A 15,317-nucleotide genomic window follows, 5' to 3' on the forward strand; every position below is an offset into this window, starting at 1 on the left:
ATGGGAAATCCTCTGGGTGGACACCCGCAGCAAAGGGACGCGGTGGAAAACGCGAGCAGAATCGCGGCGGCTGGGATCGTGATGGTCGCCGTGATGACCATCGCGGCGGCTGGAATCGCGACGGGCGGCGGGATAATCGTTGGGATCGCGATAACCGTGGCGGTAGGCGTAGTGGCGGTTGGGACCGTGATAACCAGCGTCGTGATGATCGCCGTGAGGACCGGCGAGGCTGGCGCGATGACCGTAGTGACAATCGCTGGGATCGTGATGGTCGGCGCCAGGATCGGTTCGACCGCCGCGATGATCGGCGTGAGCAGCGTCGTCGTGGAAGTTGGGATCGCGACGGATACCGCGATGATCGGCGTGATAGCCGACGTCGAGGTGCCTGGGACCGTGATGATCGCCGCGGTGGCGGCTGGGAGCGGGATGGTCGGCGGCGGGATAACCGCTGGGAAAGTGGAGACCGCCGTGATGATCGCTGTGATGACCGCAGAGGTTGGCGTGATGATCGCCGGGATAATCGCCGGGATCGTGATGATCGTCGTCGTGGTAACCGCGATGATCGGCGCCAGGATCGTTTTGATCGTTCGGATGACTGGCGTGAACAGCGCCGCCGTGGCGGCTGGGATCGCGACGAGAGGCGGGGCGACAACCGTGATCGCCAACCTGATCACCGCAACAGGGCCGACGACGCCGGATTCGGCGGTGACTTCGCCAGCAATGGTTTCCGTGAAGACAGCCTGAGGGCAGACCAGTACAGGGAGCCGGAGATTCCGGAATCGATCAGTGCGGATGACCTCGACAAATCTGCTCGCCGCCAACTGCGTTCCCTGAGCAAAGAGAATGCTGATCTCGTGGCCCGGCACCTCGTGTATGCGGGCGAGTTAATACATATCGATCCGGAAGCCGCCTATACGCATGCACGAGCGGCATACAAGAAAGCGGCACGGATTGACATCGTCAGGGAAGCACTTGGTCTGACGGCATACGCAACCGAACGCTACTCTGAGGCGCTGCGTGAGCTGCGCACGTATCGCCGAATGAGCGACGACTACCGGCACGTCCCGCTCGAAGCGGACGCGGAACGAGGGCTCGGCAGGCCAGAAAAAGCTCTCCGATTCATCGAAGGGATCCCGCTTAAGCGGCTTAACGCGCAATCTCAAGTTGAGCTTGCGCTCGTGACGTCGGGAGCTCGGGCTGAAACCGGTGATTCTGAAGGTGGCCTTAGCGTGCTCGAAAAGATCCTGGTTGACAACCTGCCCAAAGAACTCGCAGCGCGCGTCCAGCTCATTAAAGCAGACAGGCTGGATGAGCTTGGACGCTCTGAAGAAGCGACACAGTTGCGTGAGGAATGGCAGGATTACTACGAAGACCAAGGCGAGGACATGATGGTCGATCTCGACGACGTCCTCGACGACCTTCCGGAAGAAACTGGAGCCTTCGATGTGCCAGATGACGACGACGTCGTGATCACAGCGGAAGACGAAGCAGCCCTTCCCGAGCTAGACGAGCAAGAGCTTGCGAACGAGCTGGAAGAGGACCTTGACCTCGACCTCAACGAGCAAGACGATGTCGACGAACCGGCGGCCGAGAATGTTGATGATTCACGTGCTGAGGACATCGAAGAATCAGACACCAACGATTCGGAACCGGTGACCGACGAGCCTGTTGACCAGCAGGAAGGTGCTGATACGGTAGATACCGATGACGCAGCCGGCGAACCTGCTGCTCATCCAGCGGAGTTAGACGATCTCGACGCTGAACTTGGTGACGACTTCGATACGGATGAGGAAAAGTGACGCGAAAACTCGGACAGGCTGATCGCCCACTCAGCGAAACTAGCGACTATATTTTCTTGGATCTCGACGGCGTGTGCTATCGGGGATCTTCGCCGATTGAGAATGTGCCCGAAGGGATCCGAGAGGCGGAAGCTAACGGAAATAAGAAAGCTTTCCTCACCAACAATTCGATGGCAGCGCCGCGCAGTGTGGCCGCAAAGTTGGCAAGTGTGGGAGTCGACGCGGAAGAGAGCGAGATTTACACGTCGTCGCGAACGGCTGTAGCTCAAGTGCTGGAACGCTTCCCAAACGGGGCAAAAGTGCTTGCGCTTGGCACTGAGGGCCTGTTCTACGAGCTCGAGCAAACAGACCTCGAGGTGGTGACGTCCGCCGACGATAAGCCTGATGCCGTTTTGCAGGGCCTGACGAAGGATCTTGGATGGCGTGAACTGTCCGAAGCCGCGTTGGCGATACGGCAGGGCGCCGTCTATTTTGCGACTAATCTTGACGCCACGTTACCGCTGGAGCGCGGCCAGTACCTCGGGTGTGGATCGATGGTGGAAGCGGTTGTGCATGCGACGGGCGTGAGGCCGATCGCGTCGGGCAAACCGGCTCCAGACATGTATCGCTTGGCCATGAAAGAAAAGGGTGCGCGTAATCCGATCTGTGTTGGTGATCGCCTCGATACGGACATCGCAGGGGCGAACGCCGCTGAGTTGCCAGTGCTACACGTGCTGACCGGCGTGAACACGGCACGCGACGTCATGCTGGCCCCCGACCATGAGAGGCCAACCTTCCTTGGGATTGACATGCTCGATCTCAACATTGCGATCCCTGCGATCACCCGTGACGGCTCGGAGTGGACGTGCGGTGAGGCACGGGTGAGCCTGGGATCCGGCGTGATCACAGTCAACGGAAGTGAGTTGACGACGTCGCAGATCGGCTTGAACGCATACCGGGCGCTAGTCGCAACGGTGTGGGATGCGATTGATTCGGGCACCTCGCGCGATGAGCTTGCTTGGCTTCCCGAGTTCACAGTGGTGCGTGAGAATGGCTGAGCCGAAGGCAACGCCTAAGCCGGGCGGGTCACATGAACGGATTAACGTGACCCAGGTACTCGGCGAACTCGGCCAGCACGAGCGCGGCGAGCAGATCGCCAACCTCGAAAAGGTGCACCAGGAATTGACCATCCGGCTTGGGCGCGCGCAAGCATAATGGCCAAGCTCATTCGAGTTGATGCTGAGCTCGTTCGGCGCAAGCTTGCCAGATCGCGGGCTGAAGCTGCGGACTTGATTCACAGTGGCCGGGTGCTGGTCAACGGCATGGTGGTGGCAAAACCTGCGCGGCAAATGGACCCGGCGGATGCGTTGGTTGTTACCGAAGGTGAACGGGACGACTACGCGTCGCGCGGCGCTCATAAGCTTATTGGTGCACTCGACTATCTTGGTGCTGACGCACCGGTAATTAAGGGTGCGCACGCTCTCGATGCAGGAGCTTCCACCGGTGGTTTCACGGACGTGCTGCTACGCCGCGGAGCTACCAAGGTGATTGCGGCTGACGTCGGATACGGGCAGCTTGCGTGGCGGCTTCGGGAAGATCCGCGCGTCGTCGTCATGGAACGCACGAACGTGCGCAACTTGACCGCTGACATGTTGCCGTACGCTCCGGATTTGATCGTTGGCGATCTGTCGTTTATTTCGCTCACGCTGGTCATTCCAGCTCTTGCGCGCGTGGCTGCGCCGGCGGCCCATTTCTTGTTAATGGTGAAGCCGCAGTTTGAGATCGGTAAAGACAAGCTCGGATCGGGCGGGGTTGTTCGCGATCCGCGTGATCACGTGGAAACGGTTCGCCGCGTAGCGTTAGCTGCCCGTGATGCGGGTTTGGCAGTGCAGGCTGTCGCGCCTTCACCTCTTCCTGGTCCGGCCGGAAATGTAGAATATTTCGTACACCTGGTTGCGGGTGGGAACGATCTGGGAGATAGCCTCAATGCCGCTATTGAGCAGGCGGTGGAGGAAGGTCCTGCAGGTCGCCGGGTAAAGGAGACACAGTGAGTGTTCGGGTAGGTATTCTCATACACGAAACGCGCGAGGACGCCACCACGTCGGCGCAGATCGCGTTCGATCGTCTGCGTGCTGCAGGTTCAGAAGCGTTTTACGTTACCCCCGAGTCCGATCTTCGCGGCACTGATCTGATTTTGGTGATCGGTGGCGACGGCACGATCTTGAAGGCCGCACAGATTGCGATGCCGTATGAAACCCCGATTTTGGGGATTAATTTTGGTCATGTTGGTTTTCTTGCGGAAGCAGAACCGGCGTCGCTCCTTGATGTCGTCAACGCGATTGTTGAGGGTAAGTGGACGGTCGATTCGCGGCTCACAATTGACGTGACGGTGACCAGGCCTGATGGGACGTCGGAAACCGGCTGGGCGTTGAATGAGGCGTCGATTGAAAAGGGTGCTGGCGCACGGATGATTGAAACGGACATAGGTGTTGATGGGCTTGGCCTGTCATCGTTTAAAGCGGACGCGATTTTGCTATCGACTCCCACGGGTTCCACGGCTTACAGTTTTTCGGCTGGCGGACCGGTTGTGTGGCCCGACGTCGAAGCCTTACTTCTTACTCCGATCGCGGCACACGCGCTGTTCGCTCGCCCGCTGGTGGTCAGTAAAGATTCAACACTGGAGGTTGGTATTCGTTCCGACGACGCCGTGGTCTGGCTCGATGGGCGCAGGCAGGTGGAAGCTCCGGAAGGCTCGCGTATTACCGCTGTCAAGGGGAAGCACCCGGTGCGTTTGGCACGGCTGAACGACACGCCGTTTTCTGGCCGTCTTGTGAAGAAATTCCATCTGCCGGTTGAAGGCTGGCGGCGGGGGATAGCTGAGTGATCGAGGAACTGCGGATCACCAACCTGGGCGTGATTGAATCAGCCCAGGTCACTTTCGGGCCCGGCATGACGGCAATCACCGGGGAGACCGGTGCCGGTAAAACCATGGCTCTCACTTCGCTGCTGTTGCTCATGGGAGAGCGGGCAGATTCCTCGCGTGTGCGGCAGGGCGCCGAGCGCGCCGTCGTCGAAGGCACGTTTGTTGTACGTAAAGACTCCCAGGTGGTTGGCATCGTTGAGCAGGCTGGTGGCGCTGTTGATGATGACGGCGAGCAGGCGATCATTCTTGTTGCCCGGCATGTTCTGGCGCGAGGCAGATCGCGTGCCTACGTGGGCGGGCGCGCGGTGCCGTTGGCCGTGTTGGCAGATATTGCCGAGCATCTGGTCACGGTTCACGGGCAGGCAGATCAGCTCAAATTACGGTCGGCAGCGCAGCAGCGTGAAGCATTGGACTCATTTGGTGGGGACAAGGTGGCTCAAGCACGTGCGCATTACGACGCCGCGTGGAACGCCACGAAAGAAGCAGAACGTGAACTCGATGAGTTCCGCGCTGGAATGCAGCAAGCGGCCGCGGAACGTTTAGCATTGGAAGCTCTCGTCAAGCGAGTAGACGAGGTCAAGCCCGAGATTGGAGAAGACGAGGAGCTGAAGGCCCGCGCTCTCGTGTTGGAGAACGTGGAAGATGTGCGGGCATCCATGTCCGTTGCTCTTACTGCTCTCGAAGGCGTAGAGGCGGATGCGGGGGCTCTCGTTGCGCTTGATTCAGCCGAGCGTGCGTTACGGCAACTGGAAAGTGCCGATGCGGACATGAGCGGTCTTGCCGAGCAGGTCAGAGACGCGGCCCTCATCGCATCGGATGTTGTCAATGAGCTAGGAATCAAATTCCGCGAATTAGCAGCGGATCCTGAGGAGCTCAACACGATTCACGAGCGGCGGGCACAGCTGCGATCGTTGCAACGCGATCTTGGTATGCCTCTTGACGAGATTATTCGCCAGCGCAACGCAGCTGACCAGCGTCTTTCCACGCTGGAATCGCCGATGGATCACCTAGCTACGTTGGAAGAACGTGCGGATAGTGCCCGCAGTGAACTTGCTAGCTGTGCAGCGGAGCTGAGGGCCTGCCGGCGTGAGGCAGCCCAGAGACTCGGCAGTCTCGTGACAAAAGAACTGCACAGTTTGGCTATGAAAGAGGCCACATTTTCTGTTGCAGTGGACGAGCTCGCACAGCCTTTCAGCCACGGCAGTGATGAGATTACTTTCCTTCTTTCACCTCATAAAGGCGCGCCCGATCTGCCTCTTGCCACGACGGCGTCGGGTGGCGAAATGTCCCGCATCATGCTTGCCCTCGAAAGTGCGCTGAGTGCCAAAGCGAGCGCGGACCACACGTTCATCTTCGATGAGGTCGATGCCGGAATTGGCGGAAAAACCGCGCTTTCCGTTGGTGAACGGCTAGCTCGAGTCGCTCGTTCTAGTCAGGTCCTCACCGTCACCCACCTCGCACAGGTTGCGGCCTACGCGAACCAACACGTCGTCGTCACGAAAAAGAATCAGGCCTCAACAACTGCTACGGATGTTATAGCAGTCGAAGGTGAGGCCCGGGTGGGCGAACTTGCGCGGATGCTCTCCGGGCACGAGGAATCTGATACGGCACGCATGCACGCGGCTGAACTAATTCGCAGTGCAGTTGTGCCATGATGTTTGCATGGTAATTGGACGCCAAGATCAATCAACACCGGGTGAGATCGCTGGACGAGCTCGGGTAGATTCACGCACGAAGAATCTTGTCAAGAGGCTGCGGCCGGGTGAGATTGCCGTGATCGACCATGAAGATATCGACCGGGTGGCAGCTGAATCGATCGTGGAGATTCGGCCTGCTGCCGTGTTGAACGCTGCGCAATCAACCTCGGGCCGCTATCCGAATTTGGGTCCACAGATTCTTGTTGACGCCGGTATCCCGCTTATCGACAATCTCGGATCGGGAATTATGGATATCCGGGAAGGCCAAAAGCTGAGCGTCACGCCCGCCGGTGAGGTCTATCGCGGGCAGACGTTGATCAGTCATGGCACGTGGCAGACCGAGCAGACGACAGCCGAGAACCTCGTGGCCGCTAAGGCGGGGATGACAGTCCAGCTGAAAGCGTTTGCGAACAACACGATGCAGTACCTGGAAAAGGAACAGGAACTCATCCTTGATGGTGCTGGATTTCCCGATGTTGCCACCGAATTTGACGGCCGGCACGTGTTGATCGTGGTACGCGGACATCAATACAAAGAAGACCTGCAAGCGCTACGCCCCTATATTCGGGAATATAAACCGATCATGGTTGGGGTTGATGGCGGCGCAGATGCGATTATTGAAGCGGGCCATAAACCGGACATGATTATTGGTGACATGGATTCGGTGTCAGATGAGACCTTGCGCGGCGGCGCGGAAGTTGTTGTGCACGCCTACCGTGATGGCAGTGCGCCCGGCCGTAAACGGGTTGAGGATCTCGGCGTGGAGCACAAAGTTTTTCCTGCCACGGGAACGTCTGAGGACATCGCCATGCTGCTCGCCGATAGTAAGGGCGCGGAACTGATCGTGGCAGTCGGAACGCATTCAAATCTCGTCGATTTCTTGGATAAGGGCCGGCGGGGGATGGCCTCCACGTTCCTCACCCGGCTAAAAGTGGGCTCGAAGCTTGTGGACGCCCGCGGGGTTTCGCGCCTGTACCGTTCTCGCATTTCGAACTGGCAGATAGCGTTTCTTCTCATTGCCGGGCTGAGCGGTGTATGTGCGGCAATTTCAGCAACGGAAGTGGGCAGGATTACGTTCGATTTGCTGAGCGTGTGGTGGTCTGATTTCGTTTTGTGGGTTAAGAACTTGTTCTAAGGTGTAATCGTGGTTGATTTTAGGTATCACTTAGTTTCGCTGATTTCCGTGTTTTTCGCTCTTGCGATCGGAATCATTTTGGGTGCTGGGCCGTTGCAGAATTCGATTGGTAACGTGCTGCAAAGCCAGGTTTCTGATCTGCGAGCAACAAACGAAAAGCTCAAGGCGGATAACTCTGAGGTGCGCGAGGCACTCGCCCGGCAGGAGCAGGCTTTCGAAGAGGCTGCGCCCGAGCTGTTGGGCGCCACGTTGGAAGGCCAGGCCGTGGGAGTCGTGGCGTTGCCTGGCGTTCCTGAAGCGGAGATCACGGCGGTGAAGTCTCGCCTCGAAGCAGCGGGTGCTACTATCACGGGCCATACGCTGATTAACGACTCGTGGACGGCCGCCGACCAGAATTCTTTCCGCACAACTTTTGCCGACCAGTTGAAGGCGTACGTTCCTGATCTGCCGGACGATGCGGATGCGAACCGGGTGCTAGCGCTCGCCCTTAACACGCTCGTTCGTGATGGCCTGGGCGCTCACGGCACGCTTGCTGGTTTGATGACTGGTACAGCCACCCCGATGATTACCACTGTTGATATGGCTCAGCCGGCTGACGCCGTCGTTATCCTCAGCCCCGAATTCGCTGAGCCAGCACATGACGCGGATGCGGATGCGCGTGCGCAAACTGAATATACGACAACGACGTTCGTCGCCCTTGCCACAGATTTCGCCGAGCGAGGTGCAACAGTTGTGGCCGGTCCGGCAAAGACAGACCACGACGTCGTCAGTGCGCTTCGGCGGGGCGGTACGGCTGTGTCGACGGCAGATTCGCTCAACCTCGTGCTCGGTCAGATCAATGTGCCAATTGCGGTTGCAACCGAGCTCACGGATGGTCACGTCCATTTGGGTGTTGACGAGGGGACGCAGCGGACTCTCGGTGCACGAGTAGAGGCGAAGAAGGTTGCCGAACCTGCCCAAGCGGAAGCTCCGGCTGAGGAAGCCCCGGCCGAGGGGGACGGCGCGCCGCCGGCAGATGAGGCGCCGTGATTGCTGCCATCTCTGCCTGGGTTGGTGCGCGGATTGCCAGCCGATCGATGCCCGAGCTGCCTAGCTGGCAACGAAAGAATTTCGCTGGCAAAAGTACGTCGTTGACCGGCGGGATTGATGCGGCCGTTGGTCTGATCGCGGGCAGTGTGATCGCAGGCAAGGATGCGAACAAGGCCGCGTGCGTGGCGAGCGTCGGCGCCGCTCTCGGCGGCTACGTGGACGATCATTGGGAAGAGGCATTTCCTGCGACGGCGAAAGGATTTCGCGGGCATGTGAGTTCTGCCTGCGATGGGCAGCCGACATCCGGGCTGGTCAAGATCGTGGCAACCGGTACGGGTGCGTTGGGTGCGGCCATCATGTTGGGCAGGGCACGAGATGGCGGCTTGTTACGCACCTTGGCTGAAACCGGGCTCGACACGGTGATTATCGCACTGTCCGCCAACCTCGTGAACCTGCTAGACGTACGCCCGGGCCGCGCACGAAAAGCAGTCATACTTGCAGCCGCAGGACCAGCCATCGCGGGATCAATCCCGGCCCAGATCGTCGTGGGCGCGGCCGCTGGTGGTCTGGAAAGCGATTTACGCAGGGACACGATGCTGGGAGATCTGGGTGCGAACACTCTTGGCGCGTTCCTCGGAACTCATCTGGCCACCTACCCACCGGCAGTTAAAGTGTGTGTGGCAGCTACACTCACAGGGTTGAATGCGGCATCCGAGAAAGTCTCCTTTTCTCGCGTGATTGACGAGACCCCGGTACTTCGATGGTTTGATCGGCTTGGCCGGGCGAGCTGAGGGCACGTCCAATGGCTAAAGTGTGGAAAGGCTTTGCCGGTGCTGCCGGCGTCGTCGCCATTCTTACTCTCTTGTCACGTCTCATGGGCTTGGTGCGAAAACTCGCGCAATCGTGGGCGCTATCAGACGGGTTAATGGCAACCGCCTACGATACGGCAAATACCGTTCCCAACGTTCTATTTGAAGTGGCTGCTGGCGGCGCGCTGTCAGGGGCGGTGATCCCGATCCTGGCGCGCTACCTGGCACGCGGGCAGTCGAAAGACGCAGATGCGGCAGCCTCTGCGCTTATCACGTGGATCAGCCTGGTCGGCGTGCCGCTGTGTGTGGTCGTCGTCGTATTCGCGAGTCCGATCATGTCCTTTTTGTTGCCGACTGCTCACGCGGGCACGGTGAACGCGGCGGCCACGCTCTTGCGAATGTTTGCCGTGCAGATCCCGCTGTATGGGCTGTCGGTGGTCGCGACCGGAATTTTACATAGTAATGACCATTTCGTGTTGCCGGCGCTGTCCCCATTGCTGTCGTCGCTGGCCGTCACAGCTACATTCATCGCCTATTCATCGATCGCCGATCCTTTTGCTGATCCGGCAACCATCGGCTGGGGCGAACTTGCGCTACTTGGTGTGGGCACGACGTCGGGGGTCATCCTGTTCGCGTTGCCACAGCTTGTGCTCGCGGGAAGGTATGCGCACCTCCGCCCAACAGTGAAGTTTCCACCCGGAGCAGCCAAGCTGACTTTACGCCTTGGTGGTGCTGGCCTGGCAGCCTTGCTTGCCCAGCAGATTGCCATTGTGGCGATCATGATTTTTGCGAATGCCCAGGGCGGCACTGGCACCTATACGGCGTTTAACTACGCGTACGCGGTGTTTATGGTTCCCTACGCCGTGCTCGCTGTTCCCATCGCAACCGTCACGTTCCCACGGATTTCAGCAGCCACAGGTGATGAACAGATCGATTTGACGGCCCGATCACTACGGCTCGTTGTCACGATGGGCATGATTGGCGGGGCGCTGCTTTTCGTGTTGGCCATCCCGGCGAAGATCGTTATCGACATGGGCAGAGACATCGCGGGGCTGGAAAGTGCTCTGCAAGCAATGGCCCCCGGACTACTCGGTTTCAGCGTGATCTACCATGGCGCACGCGTACTGTATGCCCGCAACGCTGCCGGGCGAGTGATCGCCTCGAACACGATAGCGTGGGGAACCGTCGTGCTCTGCCTCATTGCAGCGGCGGCAGGCGGCGTGGCCGGCAGGGTACCTGTATTGCAGGCGATCGGCGGGGCAATGTCTATTGGCCTGAGCCTTGGTGCGCTCGCCATGGTCATGATGATCCGCCGCGAACTAGGCACGGGGGCGAGCGCAGGCTTGGTCCGGCTCATCGCCGTCGTCGGTATCGTCCTTGCATTAGCCAGCCTGCTGGCATGGCACGTCGTTAACGCCGTCGTGAACGCCGGAAACCTGTCAATCATCAGCGCGTTTGTTGCCAGCGCGATCGGAGCCGTCATTCTCATTGGGGCAGGGATAGGGGCGCTAGCCATAGCGGATCGGCAAGCACTGGCGGACGCGTCACGCAAACAGCCCGGCGAATCGGATAATATGGGTACGTGAACGAAGAATTACGGGACGTTTATGCCCCTGACCACGTGAAACTTACCGACCGCCAGGAACGTTTCCGCGGGCCGATCTTCACCATTTTCGACGACGAGATCGAGTTTGCCTCCGGAGACGTCGTTCGGCGCCAGTGGATGGATCACGACGACGCCGTCGCGATCGTCGCCCTACGCCCATCTGAGCGCGACGGCGAGCAGTGGGATGTGCTGCTCATCCAGCAGTATCGACATTCGCCGCGCCGGATCATGTGGGAGATTCCGGCCGGCCTCTGCGATGAGGCGGGTGAATCGGAAGTCAACACGGCCGCGCGTGAACTGCGGGAAGAAACCGATCTGTCCGCTCGGCGCTGGTACCGGATGGTCAACTTCGTGACGTCCCCCGGGGTGTCGAATGAAGACCTCGCGATTTATCTCGCGTTCGACATCGAGGAAGCTCCGGCACGTGATTTTACGCGCGAGGCGGAAGAGGCCGAGATCGTCGTCACGTGGTTCGGGCTCAGTGAGGTGACCGACGCCGTGTTCGCTGGTAACCTATCGAGCCCCACCCTCGTAGCCGGAATTCTTGCGGCGAATGTGGCACTATCTCGCGGCTTAGACAAGTTTGACGAGATTGTTCTGACCGACTAATCACACTCGCCACGCCGCACGCCTCAACTTGCTAATCTGGAATAAAGCAACAAAGATGTTGCTTAATGCAGGAGGTGATGTGAGTGAGTAATGACGAGGGTACGTACGAACAAATTCTGCGGCTAATTGTGGAGCGAGGTCCGATCACGGCAGGCGAACTCGCGAAGATTCTCGTGCTCACGCCAGCGGCAGTGCGCCGGCACTTAGGCGTGCTCGTCGATGACAAGTTTATCGAAGAGTACGACGGCCCCAAGAAAGGGCCTGTGCGGCGCGGGCGGCCATCGCGTCAATACGTCGCCACAGCAGAAGGCCAAGGTCAACTCGGCCAAGGCTATTCTGACCTCGCATCGAACGCTCTCGCGTTCGTCCAAGATTCGCTGGGAGATGAAGGGCTCGAACAGTTCATCACCGCTCGCGCAAAGTCGCTGGAAAAGCGATACAGTGAGATCCTCAATGACGCCGGTTCAACACCGGCTGAACGAGCTGCGGCACTTACTGATGCGTTGAGCAGAGACGGCTACGTGGCAACCTTGCGTCGCGGGGGGCCAAACGCGTTGTCCGTTCAGATCTGTCAGGGTCACTGCCCCGTTCACGAAGTGGCGGAAGAATTTCCGCTTTTGTGTGAGGCAGAGACGGAGGCGTTCGCCCGCCTCCTGGGAGTCCCGATTCAGCGTCTTTCGACAATCGCCAGTGGGGGTCACGTGTGCACAACGAACATTCCACTGGGAATCCCACGAAACTTGCGAGCTCGTTCGCGTCAAAGCGCACGCTCAGCGAAGCGTGATTCTACAACACCGCCTTCGGGCGGCGTCTCGGAAGGAAACTGATGACCCAAGTCGCACCGGGTACAAACGAAGGTTTGACCCAGGAAGAAACGATTGCCAAGATCGGCAATTACCAGTACGGGTGGCATGATGTTAACCCGGAAGCTGATAAGGCCGAACGGGGTTTGAACGAAGATGTTGTGCGCAGAATATCTGCGCTCAAGGAAGAACCAGAGTGGATGCTGGAAAAGCGTTTGAAGGCTCTCAAGCTCTTTGAACGTCGGCCGGTTCCCACGTGGGGTGCCGATCTGTCGGAGATTGATTTCGACAACATTAAGTACTTCGTGCGCTCCACTGAACGTGTTGCCACGTCGTGGGAAGATCTGCCAGAAGACATCCGGAATACGTACGATAAGCTCGGCATTCCCGAAGCTGAAAAGCAGCGCCTTGTTGCGGGTGTGGCTGCACAGTACGAATCCGAAGTGGTCTACCACCAGATCCGCGAAGATCTGGAAGCTCAAGGCGTGATTTTCCTTGACATGGACACGGGGCTTAAGGAGCACCCGGACATCGTCAAAGAGTACTTCGGTACGGCAATCCCGCTGGGCGATAACAAGTTTGCATCCTTGAACACGGCCGTGTGGTCGGGTGGTTCGTTTGTCTACGTGCCACCGGGCGTCCACGTGGAGATCCCACTTCAGGCGTACTTCCGGATCAACACGGAAAACATGGGCCAGTTCGAACGCACCTTGATCATCGCCGATGAAGGATCATCGGTGCACTACGTTGAAGGTTGTACAGCCCCGATTTACTCGTCGGATTCGCTGCACGCAGCAAACGTCGAGATCTTCGTCAAGAAGGATGCGAAGGTTCGGTATACGACCATTCAGAATTGGTCGAAGAACGTCTACAACCTCGTCACCAAGCGCGCAATGGTTGAAGAAGGCGGTCTCATGGAGTGGATCGATGGCAACATCGGTTCGAAGGTCACCATGAAATACCCTGCCGTCTACTTGCAGGGTGAGCACGCTCGCGGAGAAACCCTGTCGATTGCTTTCGCGGGAGCCGACCAGCACCAAGAGACTGGCGCGAAGATGATTCACAACGCTCCTAACACGCATTCGAATATTGTTGCCAAGTCCGTGGCACGTGGCGGTGGCCGCTCGGCCTATCGTGGGCTCGTCCAAGTCAACGAGAATGCTAAGAGGGCTAAGTCTTCAGTGCTGTGTGATGCACTGTTGGTGGACCAGATTTCACGTTCGGACACGTACCCGTATGTGGACGTGCGGGTGGGCGATGCTGAAATGGGCCACGAGGCCACGGTGTCGAAGGTGTCAGCGGATCAGCTGTTCTACCTGATGAGCCGCGGTATTGATGAGGCCGAAGCATACGCGATGATCGTGCGCGGATTCGTTGAGCCGATCGCGCGCGAGCTGCCGATGGAATACGCGCTCGAACTTAACCGCCTCATTGGACTCCAGATGGAAGGAGCAGTCGGCTGATATGACTGATGTGACAACTAGTGGATCTTCGCTTGCAGACCGTAATCGCTCTTTCGATTTCGCCACGCATCCGGTTCCGCAAGGAACCGAAGAGGTCTGGCGTTTCACGCCGGTTGAGCGTATCGAGGATTTCTTCGCTGAAGCAGCTCCGGGCACTGCGCCTACGGTGACGGTGACTGGCGATGCGACACTTGAAAAGGTGAGCCGTGATGATGACCGGCTTGGCAAAACCGTAGCTCCGGAAGATCGGGTTGCGGCACTGTCGTGGAAGGATTTCAACGACGCCTATGTGATCACCATTGCCAAAGACGTTGAACTCGACAAGGAGGTCATCGTCAATATTCAGGGTGATGGGTCGAGCCAGGTGGCGCCCATGCACATTGTGATCATTGCAGAGCAGCATTCGAAAGGAACGATCGTTCTCAATCACACGGGCTCGGCTCGGCTTGCTCAGGGCGTTGAAGTTCAGGTCGCTGATGGTGCGAATCTGACTGTTGTGTCAATCCAGGATTGGGACGACGACGCCGCACATATTGCGTCCCACCGCATGCGAGTGGGGCGTTCGGGCACGCTCAAGCACATCGTCGTCACACTGGGCGGGGATGTCGTGCGCGTGACGTCGTCGTCGGATTTCGCCGGTGAAGGTGCGGAGCTGGAGATGTTGGGCGCCTACTACGCAGACGAGGGCCAGCACATCGAAAACCGCTTGCTCATGGAGCACAACCAGCCGAATTGCCGTTCGCGCTCGTCGTACAAGGGCGCTTTGCAGGGTGATGATGCGCATGCGGTGTGGGTGGGCGACGTCGTCATCCGCAAGATCGCCGAGGGGACGGACACGTATGAGGAAAACCGCAACCTCATCTTGACCGACGGCTCGCGTGCAGATTCTGTACCGAACCTCGAAATCGAGACCGGAGAGATTGAGGGCGCAGGCCACGCATCTGCGACCGCATACTTCGATGACAACCAGCTGTTCTACCTGCGTTCGCGCGGCATCCCTGAAGATCAGGCTCGCCGGCTCGTGGTGCGCGGGTTCTTCGCCGAGCTCATCAACCAGATCGGTGTTGATACGGTGCAAAACAAGCTCATGGAATCCATCGAAGCGGAACTCGATATCGCACTGGAGTTGCAGAATGCCTGAGTATTTCGCGTGCACGGTCGATGAGGTGGCACCCGGGGATGTTCATGCAGTTGGCATCGACATCCCTGGCAAGCCGCTACCGCTTGCGGTGGCGCTCGTCCACGCAGAGACCGGCAACTGGTTCGCCGTCGATAATCGCTGTTCACACGGGCGTTTCAAGCTCGCAGAAGGCTATGTTGACGGGGAAACTCTGGAATGCACGCGGCACGGCTCGGCATTCGACCTGCATACAGGTCAGCCACTTAACCCTCCGGCCTCAGCGCCGGTCAAGACCTACCAGGTGCGTGTAGACGGCGACGACGTCTACATCACCGTCAATTAAGA

The 15,317-nt window shown here is 58.8% G+C and carries 16 protein-coding genes; all 16 read left to right on the forward strand.

Annotation, left to right across the window (positions count from 1 at the left end; translation table 11 throughout):
* Nucleotides 1-42 precede the first annotated feature (42 nt).
* The 16 genes from EL234_RS00005 to EL234_RS00075 all read left to right on the forward strand — a co-directional run bounded on the left by EL234_RS00005 (nt 43) and on the right by EL234_RS00075 (nt 15,315).
* On the forward strand, nt 43-744 hold the full coding sequence (locus EL234_RS00005; RefSeq protein WP_126415545.1) for a hypothetical protein: 702 nt from the start codon (nt 43-45) through the stop codon (nt 742-744).
* 110 nt (nt 745-854) lie between these two features.
* Nucleotides 855-1,799 (forward strand): hypothetical protein, encoded by a 945-nt coding sequence (locus EL234_RS00010; RefSeq protein ID WP_126415546.1) that lies wholly within the window; start codon nt 855-857, stop codon nt 1,797-1,799.
* Nucleotides 1,796-2,836 (forward strand): HAD-IIA family hydrolase, encoded by a 1,041-nt coding sequence (locus EL234_RS00015; RefSeq protein ID WP_241969020.1) that lies wholly within the window; start codon nt 1,796-1,798, stop codon nt 2,834-2,836. The genes EL234_RS00010 and EL234_RS00015 overlap by 4 nt, the downstream gene beginning before the upstream one ends.
* Nucleotides 2,829-2,993 (forward strand): hypothetical protein, encoded by a 165-nt coding sequence (locus EL234_RS09280; protein WP_164712245.1) that lies wholly within the window; start codon nt 2,829-2,831, stop codon nt 2,991-2,993. The genes EL234_RS00015 and EL234_RS09280 overlap by 8 nt, the downstream gene beginning before the upstream one ends.
* Nucleotides 2,993-3,829 carry a TlyA family RNA methyltransferase gene (locus EL234_RS00020; RefSeq protein ID WP_126415547.1) on the forward strand — a complete coding sequence of 279 codons (837 nt, stop codon included), beginning with the start codon at nt 2,993-2,995 and terminating at the stop codon, nt 3,827-3,829. The genes EL234_RS09280 and EL234_RS00020 overlap by 1 nt, the downstream gene beginning before the upstream one ends.
* Nucleotides 3,826-4,662, forward strand: a complete 837-nt coding sequence (locus EL234_RS00025) for an NAD kinase (RefSeq protein WP_126415548.1) — start codon at nt 3,826-3,828, stop codon at nt 4,660-4,662. The genes EL234_RS00020 and EL234_RS00025 overlap by 4 nt, the downstream gene beginning before the upstream one ends.
* Nucleotides 4,659-6,356: a DNA repair protein RecN gene (recN, locus tag EL234_RS00030; RefSeq protein WP_126415549.1), complete on the forward strand. Its 1,698-nt coding sequence runs from the start codon at nt 4,659-4,661 to the stop codon at nt 6,354-6,356. Before EL234_RS00025 ends, recN begins: the two co-directional genes overlap by 4 nt.
* A gap of 7 nt (nt 6,357-6,363) precedes the next feature.
* Entirely contained in the window at nt 6,364-7,533 is a 1,170-nt protein-coding gene (gene steA / locus EL234_RS00035; protein ID WP_126415550.1) for a putative cytokinetic ring protein SteA, read from the forward strand.
* A 9-nt stretch (nt 7,534-7,542) separates the two neighbouring features.
* Nucleotides 7,543-8,562, forward strand: a complete 1,020-nt coding sequence (locus EL234_RS00040) for a copper transporter (protein WP_164712247.1) — start codon at nt 7,543-7,545, stop codon at nt 8,560-8,562.
* Nucleotides 8,559-9,353, forward strand: coding sequence for a hypothetical protein (locus EL234_RS00045; protein WP_126415552.1), 795 nt, complete (start codon nt 8,559-8,561; stop codon nt 9,351-9,353). The genes EL234_RS00040 and EL234_RS00045 overlap by 4 nt, the downstream gene beginning before the upstream one ends.
* Nucleotides 9,354-9,364: 11 nt before the next feature.
* Complete coding sequence (gene murJ / locus EL234_RS00050; protein WP_126415553.1) at nt 9,365-10,957, forward strand: murein biosynthesis integral membrane protein MurJ; 1,593 nt, start codon at nt 9,365-9,367, stop codon at nt 10,955-10,957.
* Nucleotides 10,954-11,586: an NUDIX domain-containing protein gene (locus tag EL234_RS00055; protein WP_126415554.1), complete on the forward strand. Its 633-nt coding sequence runs from the start codon at nt 10,954-10,956 to the stop codon at nt 11,584-11,586. The genes murJ and EL234_RS00055 overlap by 4 nt, the downstream gene beginning before the upstream one ends.
* An 83-nt stretch (nt 11,587-11,669) precedes the next feature.
* Nucleotides 11,670-12,413: a helix-turn-helix transcriptional regulator gene (locus EL234_RS00060; protein WP_126415555.1), complete on the forward strand. Its 744-nt coding sequence runs from the start codon at nt 11,670-11,672 to the stop codon at nt 12,411-12,413.
* On the forward strand, nt 12,413-13,852 hold the full coding sequence (gene sufB / locus EL234_RS00065; RefSeq protein WP_126415556.1) for a Fe-S cluster assembly protein SufB: 1,440 nt from the start codon (nt 12,413-12,415) through the stop codon (nt 13,850-13,852). Before EL234_RS00060 ends, sufB begins: the two co-directional genes overlap by 1 nt.
* Before the next feature lies 1 nt (nt 13,853).
* Nucleotides 13,854-14,993, forward strand: coding sequence for a Fe-S cluster assembly protein SufD (sufD, locus tag EL234_RS00070; protein WP_126415557.1), 1,140 nt, complete (start codon nt 13,854-13,856; stop codon nt 14,991-14,993).
* Complete coding sequence (locus tag EL234_RS00075) at nt 14,986-15,315, forward strand: Rieske (2Fe-2S) protein (RefSeq protein WP_126415558.1); 330 nt, start codon at nt 14,986-14,988, stop codon at nt 15,313-15,315. Before sufD ends, EL234_RS00075 begins: the two co-directional genes overlap by 8 nt.
* Nucleotides 15,316-15,317 lie beyond the last annotated feature (2 nt).

Source organism: Trueperella bialowiezensis, assembly GCF_900637955.1.
In the GTDB taxonomy this organism is placed as follows: Bacteria; Actinomycetota; Actinomycetes; order Actinomycetales; family Actinomycetaceae; genus Trueperella; species Trueperella bialowiezensis.

Coding starts and splice junctions, on each gene's coding strand:
- EL234_RS09280 (WP_164712245.1), top strand. CDS start 2,829: ATGGCTGAGCCGAAGGCAACGCCTAAGCCGGGCGGGTCACATGAACGG.
- EL234_RS00020 (WP_126415547.1), top strand. CDS start 2,993: ATGGCCAAGCTCATTCGAGTTGATGCTGAGCTCGTTCGGCGCAAGCTT.
- steA (WP_126415550.1), top strand. CDS start 6,364: ATGGTAATTGGACGCCAAGATCAATCAACACCGGGTGAGATCGCTGGA.
- murJ (WP_126415553.1), top strand. CDS start 9,365: ATGGCTAAAGTGTGGAAAGGCTTTGCCGGTGCTGCCGGCGTCGTCGCC.
- sufB (WP_126415556.1), top strand. CDS start 12,413: ATGACCCAAGTCGCACCGGGTACAAACGAAGGTTTGACCCAGGAAGAA.
- sufD (WP_126415557.1), top strand. CDS start 13,854: ATGACTGATGTGACAACTAGTGGATCTTCGCTTGCAGACCGTAATCGC.
- EL234_RS00075 (WP_126415558.1), top strand. CDS start 14,986: ATGCCTGAGTATTTCGCGTGCACGGTCGATGAGGTGGCACCCGGGGAT.